Origin of the sequence: Borrelia coriaceae, assembly GCF_023035295.1 — a bacterium.
In the GTDB taxonomy this organism is placed as follows: Bacteria; Spirochaetota; Spirochaetia; order Borreliales; family Borreliaceae; genus Borrelia; species Borrelia coriaceae.
The window spans coordinates 1-14,163 of the sequence record NZ_CP075088.1 but is presented as its reverse complement, the minus strand read 5'-3'; the positions used below and the strand labels follow the sequence as shown (position 1 = coordinate 14,163).

At 31.3% G+C, this 14,163-nt stretch carries 16 protein-coding genes; 14 read left to right on the top strand and 2 right to left on the bottom strand.

Translation table 11 applies throughout. The features are described from left to right. Positions 1-25: 25 nt before the first annotated feature. The 14 genes from bcCo53_RS06925 to bdr all read left to right on the top strand — a co-directional run bounded on the left by bcCo53_RS06925 (position 26) and on the right by bdr (position 12,408). On the top strand, positions 26-604 hold the full coding sequence (locus bcCo53_RS06925) for a hypothetical protein (protein WP_025409127.1): 579 nt from the start codon (positions 26-28) through the stop codon (positions 602-604). Further along, positions 597-1,121 (top strand): gp53 minor capsid family protein, encoded by a 525-nt coding sequence (locus tag bcCo53_RS06920; RefSeq protein WP_025409114.1) that lies wholly within the window; start codon positions 597-599, stop codon positions 1,119-1,121. The genes bcCo53_RS06925 and bcCo53_RS06920 overlap by 8 nt, the downstream gene beginning before the upstream one ends. 34 nt (positions 1,122-1,155) lie before the next feature. Continuing rightward, positions 1,156-1,992, top strand: a complete 837-nt coding sequence (locus bcCo53_RS06915; protein WP_246938452.1) for a hypothetical protein — start codon at positions 1,156-1,158, stop codon at positions 1,990-1,992. 35 nt (positions 1,993-2,027) lie between these two features. Further along, on the top strand, positions 2,028-2,387 hold the full coding sequence (locus bcCo53_RS06910; protein WP_246938451.1) for a hypothetical protein: 360 nt from the start codon (positions 2,028-2,030) through the stop codon (positions 2,385-2,387). Between the two features lie 13 nt (positions 2,388-2,400). Further along, a complete protein-coding gene (locus bcCo53_RS06905; protein ID WP_246938450.1) occupies positions 2,401-2,796 on the top strand; it encodes a hypothetical protein in 396 nt (131 codons plus the stop codon). Beyond that, a complete protein-coding gene (locus tag bcCo53_RS06900; RefSeq protein ID WP_025409022.1) occupies positions 2,793-3,215 on the top strand; it encodes a hypothetical protein in 423 nt (140 codons plus the stop codon). Before bcCo53_RS06905 ends, bcCo53_RS06900 begins: the two co-directional genes overlap by 4 nt. Positions 3,216-3,272: 57 nt before the next feature. Beyond that, positions 3,273-4,094 (top strand): hypothetical protein, encoded by an 822-nt coding sequence (locus tag bcCo53_RS06895; protein WP_025409041.1) that lies wholly within the window; start codon positions 3,273-3,275, stop codon positions 4,092-4,094. Between the two features lie 19 nt (positions 4,095-4,113). Further along, positions 4,114-4,593, top strand: a complete 480-nt coding sequence (locus bcCo53_RS06890) for a hypothetical protein (protein WP_025409042.1) — start codon at positions 4,114-4,116, stop codon at positions 4,591-4,593. Positions 4,594-4,631: 38 nt separating this feature from the next. Beyond that, positions 4,632-4,829, top strand: coding sequence for a hypothetical protein (locus bcCo53_RS06885; RefSeq protein WP_025409043.1), 198 nt, complete (start codon positions 4,632-4,634; stop codon positions 4,827-4,829). Further along, positions 4,826-8,209, top strand: a complete 3,384-nt coding sequence (locus bcCo53_RS06880) for a tail tape measure protein (protein ID WP_246938449.1) — start codon at positions 4,826-4,828, stop codon at positions 8,207-8,209. Before bcCo53_RS06885 ends, bcCo53_RS06880 begins: the two co-directional genes overlap by 4 nt. Positions 8,210-8,633: 424 nt before the next feature. Next, positions 8,634-9,893: a hypothetical protein gene (locus tag bcCo53_RS06875; RefSeq protein WP_246938448.1), complete on the top strand. Its 1,260-nt coding sequence runs from the start codon at positions 8,634-8,636 to the stop codon at positions 9,891-9,893. Between the two features lie 125 nt (positions 9,894-10,018). Continuing rightward, entirely contained in the window at positions 10,019-11,131 is a 1,113-nt protein-coding gene (locus bcCo53_RS06870; protein ID WP_246938447.1) for a hypothetical protein, read from the top strand. 5 nt (positions 11,132-11,136) lie between these two features. Next, positions 11,137-11,565 carry a type ISP restriction/modification enzyme gene (locus tag bcCo53_RS06865; protein WP_246938446.1) on the top strand — a complete coding sequence of 143 codons (429 nt, stop codon included), beginning with the start codon at positions 11,137-11,139 and terminating at the stop codon, positions 11,563-11,565. A 267-nt stretch (positions 11,566-11,832) separates the two neighbouring features. Beyond that, entirely contained in the window at positions 11,833-12,408 is a 576-nt protein-coding gene (gene bdr / locus bcCo53_RS06860; protein ID WP_246938445.1) for a Bdr family repetitive protein, read from the top strand. Positions 12,409-12,503: 95 nt separating this feature from the next. Here the strand turns inward: bdr and bcCo53_RS06855 are convergent, their stop codons facing one another. Beyond that, positions 12,504-13,259: a hypothetical protein gene (locus bcCo53_RS06855; protein ID WP_025409083.1), complete on the bottom strand. Its 756-nt coding sequence runs from the start codon at positions 13,257-13,259 to the stop codon at positions 12,504-12,506. An 85-nt stretch (positions 13,260-13,344) separates the two neighbouring features. Continuing rightward, positions 13,345-14,043 carry a hypothetical protein gene (locus bcCo53_RS06850; RefSeq protein ID WP_025409084.1) on the bottom strand — a complete coding sequence of 233 codons (699 nt, stop codon included), beginning with the start codon at positions 14,041-14,043 and terminating at the stop codon, positions 13,345-13,347. Positions 14,044-14,163 lie beyond the last annotated feature (120 nt).

Here is a 14,163-nt window from a genome sequence, read left to right as displayed (position 1 = left end):
TTTTAATTTTTTAAAGGAGGTAAATATGAAAGGAGAACAATTACTGGATGAAGCATCAGTATCAAGTAGCTCATCTTCTGATGCTAGTAATGTTAGTAGTAAGGATGCTAAAGACATTGTAACAATTTCTGCTGATGAGTATGAGAAATTGATTGCAGATTCTAAGAGACTGCCAGATATGATCTCAAGGGAAGATTTTGAGAGAAGATTGGCAGAAGCTGAGAGCAATTTTATTAAAGCTAGGAAACAAGCTGAAAAGCAAGCCGAAGTTGATGCATTTAAAGATTCTAAGCTTTTAGCACATCTAGAGAAAGCTTGCGAGCAGTATGAAATTACTCCCCCATTTTCTAATGCTGGTAGCATTAAGGATGCAAAATTGGCATTCTTAGATGCTATGAAAAAGAAATATAGCATCAAATTTAAGGTTGATGAATCGGGTGATCTTGATTCACAGATTGATAATATAAGTTTGCTTGTACAAGAACTTACAGCTTACAAGCAAATGGTTAATGCTCGTAATAGGTATGTTGGTCAGATTATAAATAATACTAAAGCACAAAGACATAAGGATCGACTTGTTACTAGGGAGGTTGTAAATGCCTAATTTTGATTTTACTAAGACAGAGAAGAATTTTTTACCAGGATTTGAGCACAAATCAGGCCTTCATCAAACTGAGACTGGAATAGTTGATATTGGATCAGAGGCTATAGGTCCTGGAGATTTGGTAATAGCAAGTAAATCGTCCCCTATGGGTGATGTTTTAGTTAAAAAAGCAACATCTAGTATTCAAGAATCAGACTTTATTCGTGGATTTGCTCTTAGAAAGACAAACATAGCATCGCATGAGAGTTGTAATTACTTGCCAGGCGAATTGGTTCCTATTAGGAGATTTGGAGAAGTGGTAATCACTCTTGATGCGCTGTATTTAGATCCTAAGATTGGTCAGTACGTATTTTTTAAAGAAGGCAAGTTTGTAAGTGATGGTAAGGGAGGGGTTCAAGTTGGTAGGATCAAGGATTTAGGTGCTACTAGTAGTGATAGAGTTGGAAGGTTAGTGCTATTAGACATTCAGATTGGTCCTGAATATGATTCTAGTGGTAGTAGGAAGTTTACAGCATAGATATAGGTTAATTATAGGTTAGGAGGATTAAAGATTGAGTAGAAGTATTTTTGTAGAGTCAAGCGGTACTTACAGTGGAGATATTGTGCAGCTTGCAAGGGATGGACTTGAGGAGTTAATGCCTTACAAGATCATAAATAGAAGTGAGCTTAGACAAGGATATTATGTTGCTCGTAAGGCAGTATTAGAACATAATGTTACAGCAAGTTTTGGAGATTATAGTAATGAGATTGGAAGAAGTAGTATGTTCTTTCAAGAAATGGCATATAAAATGCATGTATTTGATACAGTACAGCGAATATCACTTAAGGATTTGATGTATGGTTCTATGAGTGAGGATGAGGTTAAGGCTAATTTGGAACTTGGGCTTATGAAGGATGCGTATCATTCAATTATTTTTGGAAAGCCAGCAATTAAGATGGAAGGGATTGCAACACTTAAGGGAAGGAGTAAGATAGCTAGTACTACGACTGCTGCATCACTAATTACTGGGAGCGCATTGCATCAAAAGGTTGTAGAGGCTAAACGTGAATCTGAGAAGTATAAGGAAAAACTTGATGGGTTTTATCATCTACTCTTACCACATAAATTTTCACATTTATTAGTAGATCTTTATAGTGAACCACAGTACATAACAGTAAAAGATGCGCTTTTAAAAGACCATAATATAGTAACTTCAATATTTAAAGGTCTTGAACATCCAATTCTTTATGAGCCAAATCCTGAAGTAATGTTTGTTCCAATGATTCCTGAAATATTCTTTAGACGTTTTGCAGGGCCTGATGGTGATTATATTCATGCTTCAATGGAGTCAGCAGGAGTTATTCATTTCCATCCACAAGAAGTTGTTGAGATTACTATTACAACTTAATATTAATTTTGACTTAAGAAGGCAATTAACTTAAGATGAGTCGTAAAATTAGAGATGATGACATTTTAAAGATGTGGATAAGTATAACTTCTCTAGAGTCTTTGCGTATGACATGCATTAGAGAAGATGGTAAGCTAGATATCCCACAAGGCCTTAAATTGCAGCTTTGTGAGTGTTTGCGTTATTCAAAGTCAATTTTAAAACTTTATTATATTAAAGGTGAGGCTTACAATAATTGGTTATTTATATTGCTTGATGTTGTATATCCAGAAGTTTTTAATTCTAGATGTGCTAAGGCTGGGCAACAGAAGGATTGTAAGTTTAGACAAGTACTTGATCAGCTTGATTTGCTTTTTCCTAGGGTTGATGTTGGTACGTTTTTGAGTATTGGTTAGGGGGCTTTTAAATTTGAGTGATATTAGATTTGATATAAAAAAATCGATCTTTGAAAGGGTTAAAAGTTTTATTGGATTTAGAATAAGGAGGAATTTTGATGTTCTAAAGACTCAGATTCCAGGAAGGCTTAAAGACATATCTAATATTGAAGCACAAGAGTCGCTTAAGGGTTTTGATATTAGGATTAAAGTTGGATCACAGCTTTCAGATATGTTAGATTCAGGCGTGGTTTATGGCCTTAATTTTCCAAAACCTAGTTTATTAAAGATTAGAAATTGGGCTTCTTATAAAGGGCTTGAGGCTGCAGCTGTTCCTATATGGCTTAAGATTAAATCTAAGGGTGCATCTAGGCAATATACAAATTGGAAAGTAAATCTTGTAAGAAATGCTAAGGATTTGCTTAAATGAAGTTTATAGAACAATTTCTTAGTACATTCAAGAAGGATTTGAAGAATTATTTATTTTATAGCAAATTGACAACAACCCAAATTTACTATAAATCTGAGATTTATACTTGTACGACGTTAAAACTGCCGGTTGTAGTTTTTGCATTAAAGAGCATAGGGGAAGTTGTCTTTAAATGTAAAAACTATTCTTTTGCATTAAGTCTTGATTTTTTAGTTTATACACATTGTAGTGATCACCCTACGCTTGGTCTTGAGATTGCAACTTTAATAGTTAATTTTTTAGTTTCAAATTATTCTCTTGAGTCATTTAGTATTGATGACTCTCAAGTGTCAGGTGAAGATTTAGAGGATGTAAATATGGTAACTGTAATTAGATCTAAGCTTGGGATTAGGCTTAATAGCAGTGATTTGGGGTGTTAAATGATGCTTTTGGAAGCATATGTAAAGATTATTTTAGTTTAATTAAGGAGAAGATTAATGGCAGAACAAAAGTTAAAAATGCCATCTGGTGCGGTTTTAGTATCAGTAAATATACCTAAATTCAAGTGGAATTTTAAAGGAGCGCAGATCAAGGATAGTGCTCCTATTGAAGGGGGATTGCCTAAAGACTTGGTTGTAAAAGATTTGCCACTCTCATTTACTAAACCTAGTAAATGGAAATCAATTAAAGAATGTGTGTTTAGAGTTAAGAGCTTGAGTTTAAATTCAAAACTAGCAAATTTTGATTTTAAAGAGGGTAGTGTTTTTTACTATCACGATTCAATGTACGAAGATTTTAAAAAAGCTTTTGGTGATAATGATGAGATTGAAGTATTGCTTTTTAGAACATATTGTATTGGTTATTCATATGCAATCAATTCAACTAAGGCTACTGAGACATTAAAGACAGTCTGTGGTTCAATTTCAGCTATTGGAAAGGTTCCAGAACAAACAGTTGAGTTTTCAGGATATTCTGTTAGAGAAACTGTTGCTAATAAGGACGAATTACTTGAGACTTATATAGAACGTTCACATTTTATAACAAGAGATATAGTAAATAAGCCTGATAGTGGGAATTATGAGATTGGTAAGCAACTACTTCCACGCAATTATGAATTTTTTGTTCTTTTTGTAAATCAGATTCAAAGTGAGGATCAGCGTACTAAGTTTATTGCTGCTGAAGGACAAATAGCAACATTTAGTCCAAGTCAGGATTTATCAAATCAAAAAATTGATCTTAAATGTGAAGTTACCCTTTCAAAACCGTTAGTTTCAATGTCTTATGACTATATTAAAGATGCGGTGTTTTTTGAAATTTAATTAAGGAGAATGTAGTTTTATGGTTATTAATGTTAATTTGTCAGGCCGTATTGAGTTGCCTTATATCCCAGATTATATAAGAAGAAGTGGAAATGTGGGTGAGAGTAAAGACGCATTTGTAATACTTGAAGGTGTAAATTATGGGTTTATTGAGGGGATTAAAGTCCTTCAAATCGAATTATTGCAAAAATTGACACTAAATTCTAGTAAAGAGATTGATACTAAGGTGGCTTTAGAAGTTACAACTCAGCAACTTGAGTTTGTAAAAAAAGTTTGGAGAGATAATGTTGTGGGGTTTAAAGGACTCTTTGATCAAAATGGTAATCTTGTAACTAAAGAAATGGTTGAAAGAGATGCAGTGCTTTTACAAGATATGCTTTCAAACTTAGCAGTTGAGATTAACAATGTGTCTGAGACATTAAAGGCAGAGGGTGCTTTAAAAAAGTCGAGCTCGCATTGCACTACATCGTCAAAAAAGACCACTACAACCAAGTCTTAAAGTATTCAGATAAGATAAATTCAGAGTTTGTAAAGAGTATGAAGCGTGAGATGAGTTGGATTAATTATAATGAAGATTCTTTAGCATATTTAATTGGCCAAGCCCTTCTCTCAAGAAATGTTAAAAGCCTTCCATGTCAAGGAGGCCTTTATGATCAAAATTATTGGTTTGTACTTGTTTTTAGTGAGCTTAATCTTTATATTAAAAAACTTGAAAGTGAGAGTGTGGATAAATGACACTTGATGAGATTGTAATTCCTATTTCAATTAATACTAGTAATGAGTCTAAATTGGATGAGATATCTAATGCGCTTAAAAACATTGCATATGAAGAATTTGAGAACTTAAAAGATTTAAAATCAAAATTAGAACATGCAACTAAATCTGGGGTCGGTTTTAATACGGTTTATAATGCTTTGCTTGCAAATACTGAGAAGAGTTCAAAGAATTTTAAAAATCTTGCAAATTCAATTAAGGGTGTTGGAGATAAGTCTAGTAATATTAAGAGCTTAAGTAGTACTCTTAAAGGTGTTGGTAAAAGCTTGTTTGATGTTAAGGCCTTTTCTAATAAGGCAGCACAAGCATTAGATCAACTTGCAGTAAGCGCATTACCAATAACACTGGTTATTAAAGTAGTTGAGAGGATAGGTTCGGCTATTACTGGAGTATTTACTGGGGCTTTAGACTCACTAGCTTCATTTAATGAAGAGGTCAGTGTATTTTCTGATATGTTAGGTGATACTGAAGTTGGGAAAGTTTTAGCAGATGATATTAGAGCTTTTGGTGAAGAGACATTATTTACTGGTGAGGCTATAAGTAATGCTGCTAAGACTATGCTCTCTTATGGCGCAGCGGCTTCTGAGGTTAGTGAGCGAATGCGCATGTTTGGGGAAGCAGCAGGGGGTAGTAGTGCTGGGCTTGAGAAGTTAGCAGAAGTTTATTCTAAAGTTGAAGCTGGGAATAATATTGCATTAGAGGACCTTTCTGAACTTCGTAATGTTGGTGTTGATATTACTGATATTTTAGCAAAAGAGGCTGAAGATGCTGGTAGTTCTTTATTTAAGATGGCAAGTGATGGTAAGCTAGGATTTAATGAATTAAGCAATGCTCTTAAAAAGGCTACAAGTGAGGGTGGTAAGTTTTATGGCAATACTGCTCGTGGTGCTAAAACCCTAGCAGAAGCGCAACTTCAAACATCTAAAATGAGTCAGAAGCTGTTTTTAGAGCTTGGGAAGGCCCTTGAACCTATGATGATAGGTTTTGAAAAGTTAAAACAAGCTTTACTTTTAGGAATTGTAGTTCCAATAACCAAAGTGGCTTCTGCAACAATTTTTTTATTTAATAAGTATGTAGAGTTTTATAAGTATATGGGTGGAACGGTAGTTTCAGGATTTAAACTGTGGTTTAATACCCTCATGATTGGGTTTAATAAGATAAAAGAACTTGTATCTTATGTTATTGGAACTTTGACTTTAGGATTTAAATTATTGTTTAATACCATGATGACGGGTTTTAGAAAAGCAAAAGAGTGGATACATTCAAGTATTCTAACTCCTCTAAGCAATATTAGTGAATCAGTAATGGATCTTTTAGGTAAGCTTAAAAGTCTTGTATCTTATGTTACTATCAAATTTGTTAGTGGGTTTAAGATTGCACTTGATCCAATTATCGAGATGTTTAAAAAGCTTACAAATTGGGTAACTAATCTTTGGGATAAGATGAAGGGGTTTTGGGGTGTTAGTAAGGATTCAGAGCAAAAGACTAATACTTCTCTTTCTAGTGATGAGGGTGGCAAAAAGGATGCTCCTGACCGAGTAAAGTCATTAAATGAAAATCTTATTAAAGACTATAAGGCTTTACAAGAACAAATTTTTATTCGTCAAAGAGAAGTAGCTCTTAAACCTTTAAAGGAACAAGAGAAGGCTACTCGTGATTTACAAGCTACAATTAATGCTAAAAATAAGGAGTTTATTAAGAGGTATGGTAAGAGTTTTAACTCTTTAACTGCTGAGAATCAAAAAACACTTGCTAATGTTGAGAAGGAGGTTAATACTTTTGCCAAGTCTAATTTTAGTTTTGTAAATGCACATAAGGATTTGCAAAATGAAATAGCAAAACTTAGTAGAGCCATTTTGGTGCTTCCATATGAAGAACAAGAAAAGGCAATGAAGACGCTTGCTAATGATATTAATAAGAAAAAGGAAGAATTTGTTTCTAAGTATTTAAAAAGTTTTGATACTCTTAATGATTCAAATAAAAATTTATTGACAGCATTGCAAAAGGGAGTTAATGAATTTGGCAAAACTGCAACTGATAGGGCATTTGTAGATGCACACAAGGCTTTACAAAAAAAGGTTATGTCAATGGAATTTGAGGTAATGATGCGCCCTTTAAAAGAGCGAGAGAAAGCTACTGCTGATATGCAATCAAAGATTAGGAAACTTTATGATGATTTTGTAGAGTCACATAAGAGGGAGTTTGATAAACTTAGTGAAGCAAACCAAAATGCTTTACTTAGACTTATGAATAATGTTGAAAATGCAATCGAAAATGTAGGTCATAGTTGGGCTCAACTATCTGATAAGATTGCAGATATGACAGAGCAAGTTTTTACTCAAGATTTAGGAAGGGATTTAGGAAAGACCTTTGTGTTGGACAAGTTTTATGATGCTGTGATGAGAGGATTAGATAGTTTAATCAGAGGATTTTATGAGTTAAGTAAAAGCTTAATATCATCAATCCCTTATGTTGGAAAGCATATAGTAGCTTATATGAACTTTATTGAAGGAATTTTTCAAGGTATTGTAGATGGTTTAGTTAAAAAGATTGAAGCTAAGCGTGATAAGGATTTAGATGAATTAGTTAAGCAAAGTGAGGTTGAACTTCTTCGTATTGAGAAAGTATTTGATCGTGAGATTGAAATGCGAAGAGATAAATTAAATGAGCTTGATGATCAGTATAGTAGAGAGATTGAATTCTTAAAGCAAGCACAAAGTAAGGGACAGATATCTGGAGAGGAATTTCAAAGACGAATTGCGCAAGTAGAGAGTGAGTATAAATCTAAAAGGCAACAAGAGAGTGGAGCACTAACTAAGGCTGAGACTTCTAAAAAGATTGAAGTAGAGCGTGCACGTAAGCTTGAAAAATTAGAAGCAGAGCGCATTAAAGCAGCAGCGGAAGTTGAAAAAGTAAAGGCAAGGTGGTGGCATTTTGGTAGATCTGCTGATATAGAGGATGCTCAAAAAATATTAGAAGAAATATTAAGAAGAATAGCAAGAGTCAAGTCAGCAGGCTCGGTTGAGGAGATAAAGCTTGCTCGTAAAGGCGCTATTTTTAAGACTACAAGGCCAACTTATATGCCTGGCTTAAGACTTATGACTAGTGAGATGGGACAGAGTGAGCTTATAAGAGTAACTCCAGCCCCGATTGATGAAAATTTGAGAAATATTGAAGCAAGAATCATTGCAGAAGAAATTAATAAAATACAGCAAAGCGAGAGAAAGAGCCCAGTAATTATTAATAATTATAATTTTAATGGTGATGTTTTGGATGCTGATAAGCTTGTGCGTATGCTTAAAGCTAGGGAGCATTCAATAGGTTTTAGGATGTCAGAATAGAAAAATGCGGCAACAATTGAAGAAATCTATTGACTTTTTTTTAAAAAAATTAAATAATATTACTTGTACACAGTAAGATAATTTATTATCCTTACTGTGTTACACCCTGAATAAGGCTAGTAACTTCTGTTACTGGCCTTATTCTTTTCTTATGTTATAATTATATCGACTCAAAATAATTATATCGACTCAAAATAATTATATCGACTCAAAATAATTATATCGACTCAAAATAATTATATCGACTCAAAATAATTATATCGACTCAAAATAATTATATCGACTCAAAATAATTATATCGACTCAAAATAATTGTATCGACTCAAAATAATTGTATCAACTCAAAGTTGAATAGAAGATATATATGATTTGTTAATTTTATAGTATTATAGATACTAGTATTATAAGTAAAAAGGTTATATACATGATAAGTAAAGGTAAGCCAACAAAAGGTCATAATATTGAGTTTAGTATTGTAGTCTCTTTAAGACTTAATTTTGAATTTTTGATTCGTAATATTTGGTTAATATTATTTGCTTTGTTTTTATTTTTCTTTAATGTGTTGCATTCACATAGAGGGATTGCAAGTTATACTGTTGGTAGTAGTTCTAAGCTGTATTTCACATTGCCTTTTACAATAGTCGTTATAATAGTACCATCTTCAATATTATTGTATTTTCTTTATTTATTAAGGAAGCGTGTTACTGAAGGTAGTGTTAGGATTTCAGTATTTGCATGCTTAGAGAAAATTGCGATATTTGTATTATTAGTGATAGGACTTATAACGCAATCTGTAAGTTCATGGATGAGCTTTGAGAGTTTCTTTAGCTTGATGTTTGAAGATACTATTAAGGACACTGTTTTGAGTACTCAAAAGAGTCAGATAGCAAAAGAGGAAGGTATGCGTAAGCTACTCTTTGATAAAGAGAAGATAATTGAAGGTGAAATAGCTAGTATTGATATTAAGGTTAAAAATAACAATGATCGTATAGAGTTTGCTAAAAATAAGCATTTAAGCTTGGACTACACTTATAGAACCATGAAGCAAGATTACATGAGAGAGATTGAGAATGCAAGTAGGGAGAATAAGGAGTTATTTAATCAAAGGAATGAGTATTTAGAGTCTTTGCAGGATTTGAGGTTTAAGTTTAGCAGTTTAATTGAAAGGGCTGCTGTAAATAATAATAAGTTTAAGGCAGCTAATGTTTTAAATGGAACATCTGCTGTTATTGCTAGAGATGATTATCTTAATATAGTTTTTGTTTATTTATTATTATTATTGTCTGTTTGTCTAGATATATTTTTAGCAATGGTATTTTGCATAATACAAAATGCGTATCATAAATTTTATGAACAAAAGTTATTGCACTTAGTTCCATTACCTACAAGATTACCTACAAGAAGTGGGGTTGGTGTGAATAAAAAGGTTAAAAATCATCAAATTTCAAGTTTAGAAAGGAAAAAGAGAGCATCTAAAAGGGTTGATGAGTCACTTGAATTTATTGTATCTAATTTAGAAGATGATAAGCGTACAATAAAGCCTTTAAGGAAAATTAATAAAGAGACAAATGTATCCGCTTATCAAATAAAAAAATATTTATCAGATTTAATGGATAGAGGTTTTATTATAAAGAATAAAAAAAGACTTGTACTTAATAATGATGCTGCAATTGGAAAATTGTAATGTGATTTGTTGTGTTATTAATATTGTATTATTTATTCAATAAATTTGATGATTTAAGCTAAATAATAGTATTCTTTTGTTTTAGAGTAACTAATATTTGATCTTAAAAAAGAAGGAGAATATTTATGCCTAAGGAAATAAATAGTAGTTTGTTATTACTGGTAGCGTTGATCGTAATAAGTTGTGATCAACGTGTAGAAACACAAGGAACTGAATTGAAGAAAATAATCCCAAAAAAGACAGAATTTAAACCAGTAAAACCAATTGGTGTAAGTGAGCCATCTCCACTTCTGTCCAGTTTTGGAGGAATCCTTGAAGTAAAGCCATATGATCAAAAAAGAGAAGTTAAAGAGGAACAGGACCAAGGGCTACTAATTCCTGAAGAAGAACAAAATCTTGAAGAAGAACAAAATCTTGAAGAAGAACAACGAAATCGTGAAGCTTTACTTTCTTCATGTTTAAAAGAGGCTAGCCTTCCAATAAATTTTGATGCAGTGCATAAGGAAAAGTTACATTTAGATTTTATAGAAGGGGTACCAAGACATGTAAAGACAAAAGAGGAGGCTTTAAAGCAATTTGATGGAATAAGATATATATTTTATATTTTAAAGCCTAGCTTTAAGAGTTCAAGACCCTATAATAGTATGGGTGAGGGTTATCCATCTTTAATCTTTGATGATATATTTAACAATAGGAAATTGTTGAATTATAATTTCCGTGCAGACGCCATTTATGCTGCTTTTGGGCATGATAGCAATTTTATCTATGCGTTAGCATTTGGGATACATAAAATGTTATTTTCCCGCCCTCGTATTACAGGTGTTGCTAATGAAATTATTGAGAGAAAATATGAGACTGAGCAAAGAAAATATAAAGAAGTTATCTTGAGTTTATTAAATATGATAGGTCCGATGGCTGCTTCTACTTTACGTTTGTTATGGTTTAAAATGAGCGACCCTGTGCATTATAAAAATTTTAGTATTAAAGCTACTAAAGAAGAGCTTATAGTACTTAATCATGCAGTGGAGAAATATATGAATATGTTAGAAAAGATGTATGTTAGGATTTATGAGGTTATAGATTGTGCAATTGGAAAGAAAGATCATTCTCCAGAAATTTTTTACGATACATTTAATGCGCTGATTAATAGTAAAAGTATTAAGGAGGGGGCTAGAGCTGTTTCATATGAGGCTTTCGAGATTAGAAATTTGATGGAAAGAATATTAAATAGAGATTAAATTGAGTGAAAGCGTTCAAAAAATATTTAGCTTTAAACCCACAAGAGATATTGGGATATATTTGTGTAATATTAAGTTCAAATATCTATAGAACAAAATTTAATGAGTTTTTAAGAACTGACTTTGCAAAAATCATTTTTGTAGATTCAGTGAAACTATTTGAAAAACTTAGTAAATTAGGAATGAATCTAATTAATGCACAATTATTTAGAAATTTAATTGATTTAGATAAGAGTGTTGGTGTTCATATATCAAAAGTCAATGAAAAACGTATTGTAGAAAAAGTTGAATACTTGAAAGACAAAAAAGAACTTATTTATAGTGATAATTGTAAATTTATAAATGTTCCTTTTAAGGTATATGAATTTAGTATTGGTACTTATAGGGTGCTTAAAAATTATCTTAGATTTAGAAAGGGAAAGAGAATTAAGTAATGATGAAATTGAACACCTTGAAAATGTGATTAGGGTAATTAATTATACGTTTGATATTCAAGAACAGATTGACTTGATAATTTTTAATTTACAAGAATTTAGTGATGATAGTGACTTATCAAGTTTGTCATTGGTAAGTTAGGTATTTATCTAAAGTATATTTAAGGATAATGGATTTTATAATATATGGTTTTGTTATATTCTCTTATTTTTTATTTCACTTATTTTTTAAATAAAGTATACTAATAGTATAGTAAGGAGAAATTTATGGGACTAGCCCAACCAATAGTTACGCAACAAATGGTAGTAGCAGAGCTTACTAAAGCAGGAATTGATAGAGATATTGCTATTGATTTATCTTATAGGTACTATAGGAATGAGTTAACGTATAAGGATATTGAGTATTTAGAAAATACTTTTAATCTTAAGCTAGAAAAAGTAGAGGCTAACTTAAAGTCAGATATAAAGGATTTAGATAATAAGATAGAGAATGTAAGGAGTGAATTAAAATCAGATATTAAAGACCTAGATAATAAGATAGATAGTGTAGAGAGTAATTTAAATGTAAAAATAGAGAATGTAAGGAGTGAATTAAAATCAGATATTAAAGACCTAGATAATAAGATAGATAGTGTAGAGAGTAATTTAAATGTAAAAATAGAGAATGTAAGGAGTGAATTAAAATCAGATATTAAAGATCTTGATAATAAAATAGATAATGTAAGAAAAGACATAGAAATTAATAAAATGGAGTTTAAAAGTACATTAAGGTTACACAATTGGATGTTTGGAACAATTATTACTATATGTCTAGGAATATTATTAACGTTAATATTTAAGTAGAAGGGATGATTGTTTTATTTAGTTTAATTTATATATTTCATAATAATTTATTATAGTTGAAATTTAAAAATATAAGAAATGTATTTTGTAGTGAGTTATGTAGTATTTAGTGTGTGTATGTCTATGTTATAGATGTTGTCTAAGTATTTATGATTGATTGTTTTATGATTTCTTGCATGTATTACCAGTTTTGTTATGTTAAAATATAGATGTGTAACTAGTTTGTGTAGTTCTGGGAATTTAAGCATAAATTTGTTGAAATTATTGTCTATATCATTGTGTTCAAGAATATTGATTGTTGATAAATATTCTTGTCTTATTTTGTAATATATGTCTTTGAGTTTTTTATGAACGTGTTCATATTGATAATTGTCTTTGAGTTTTTTATGTTTTATAAGATAACGGAATATTCTGATGTCTTCATGTGTGTTAGTAAACATTGCATTTAAGTCACCTATTTCATATAGGATATAAGCAGCTTGGTCAGGATTTTTATGTTTGAGAGCTTTGATGAATTTGTAGGATTTTTCAAATAGAGGTTTATGTTCTTTAGGTACGATATCTGTGTCTTTTGACATTGGCCAGCGTAGGCTTGTAGAAAAAGCACCTTCAAATCCACGTGAGAGTTCTTTATCAGGTTTAGATTTAATATTTTCGATGTCTTTCATAAAAAATGGACCAAGGTTTTTCAAGTTATTAAAATTGGTTTTCCAGTCTTTGACACGTATTAATTTTCTTGTGAAATAGCCGTACTTATCGTGATCGTAATATTCTTCTTCAGATATAGAGAAGTTATGAAATATAGCGAAGATATTAAATAAAGGAATTAATAATAAAAGAATTTTTAACATTGTTAACCTTTAATAAAAGGATACTTTATTTATGCAAAAATAACAAGGTTATGTATAATGATTTGGATAATACTAATAATAGGTGTTAATTATATTTGCAATATTTGTTTTTTTCTTCTGTTGATTGACTGTGTATGCATTTATATAGGAGGTTGTAAATATTAAAATATGCGTGGGTAGCAAGTTTATGAATTTCGATGAATTTAAGCATGAATGTATCGAAATTATTATCTGTATACTTTTGTTTAAGTATATTGGTAGCTAAATCGAGATCATGTTGTGCTTTGTAATATATGTTTTTGAGTGATTCAAAAGTTTTTTTGTATTCAGGATTTTGTTTGATTGCGTTTTGTGGTTTTTCATAGTTGAAACCATATATAGTTTCTCGTGTGTGATCAAAGGTTGTGCCTAATGTATATATTTCATATATTAGATAAGCAGCTTGGTCAGGGTTTTTGCGTTTGAGAGTATTTAAAAATGAGAAATATTCTTTCATTGTGTCTTGGTGTCTTCTAAATATATGATTTCTTGATAGTGGGTGACATATAATGTCATCAGGGGTACAAGATATAGAGAAATCTTTTTCTGATAGATTGAATAAGGATTTGATTTTTTCGATTTCATTTGTGAAGGATGGACTGAGATTTGTCAAGTTATTAAAGTTAGTTTTCCAATCTTTGACACGTACTAATTTTCTTTCTTTTTCAATGTATTTGTTATGTTCTTTTTTAGATATGGGGGATAGATTAGTGATAACAGTTAGTAATAATAGTAATTTTAGCATTATAGATAGGATACTTTAATTAGGGAAGAAAGGCAAGTGTTTTATATGTGAAAATGGTTAGGGCTTAACAATCATAGTGTGCCCGCGGCAGGATATATTGTACTAATAACAATTAAACTA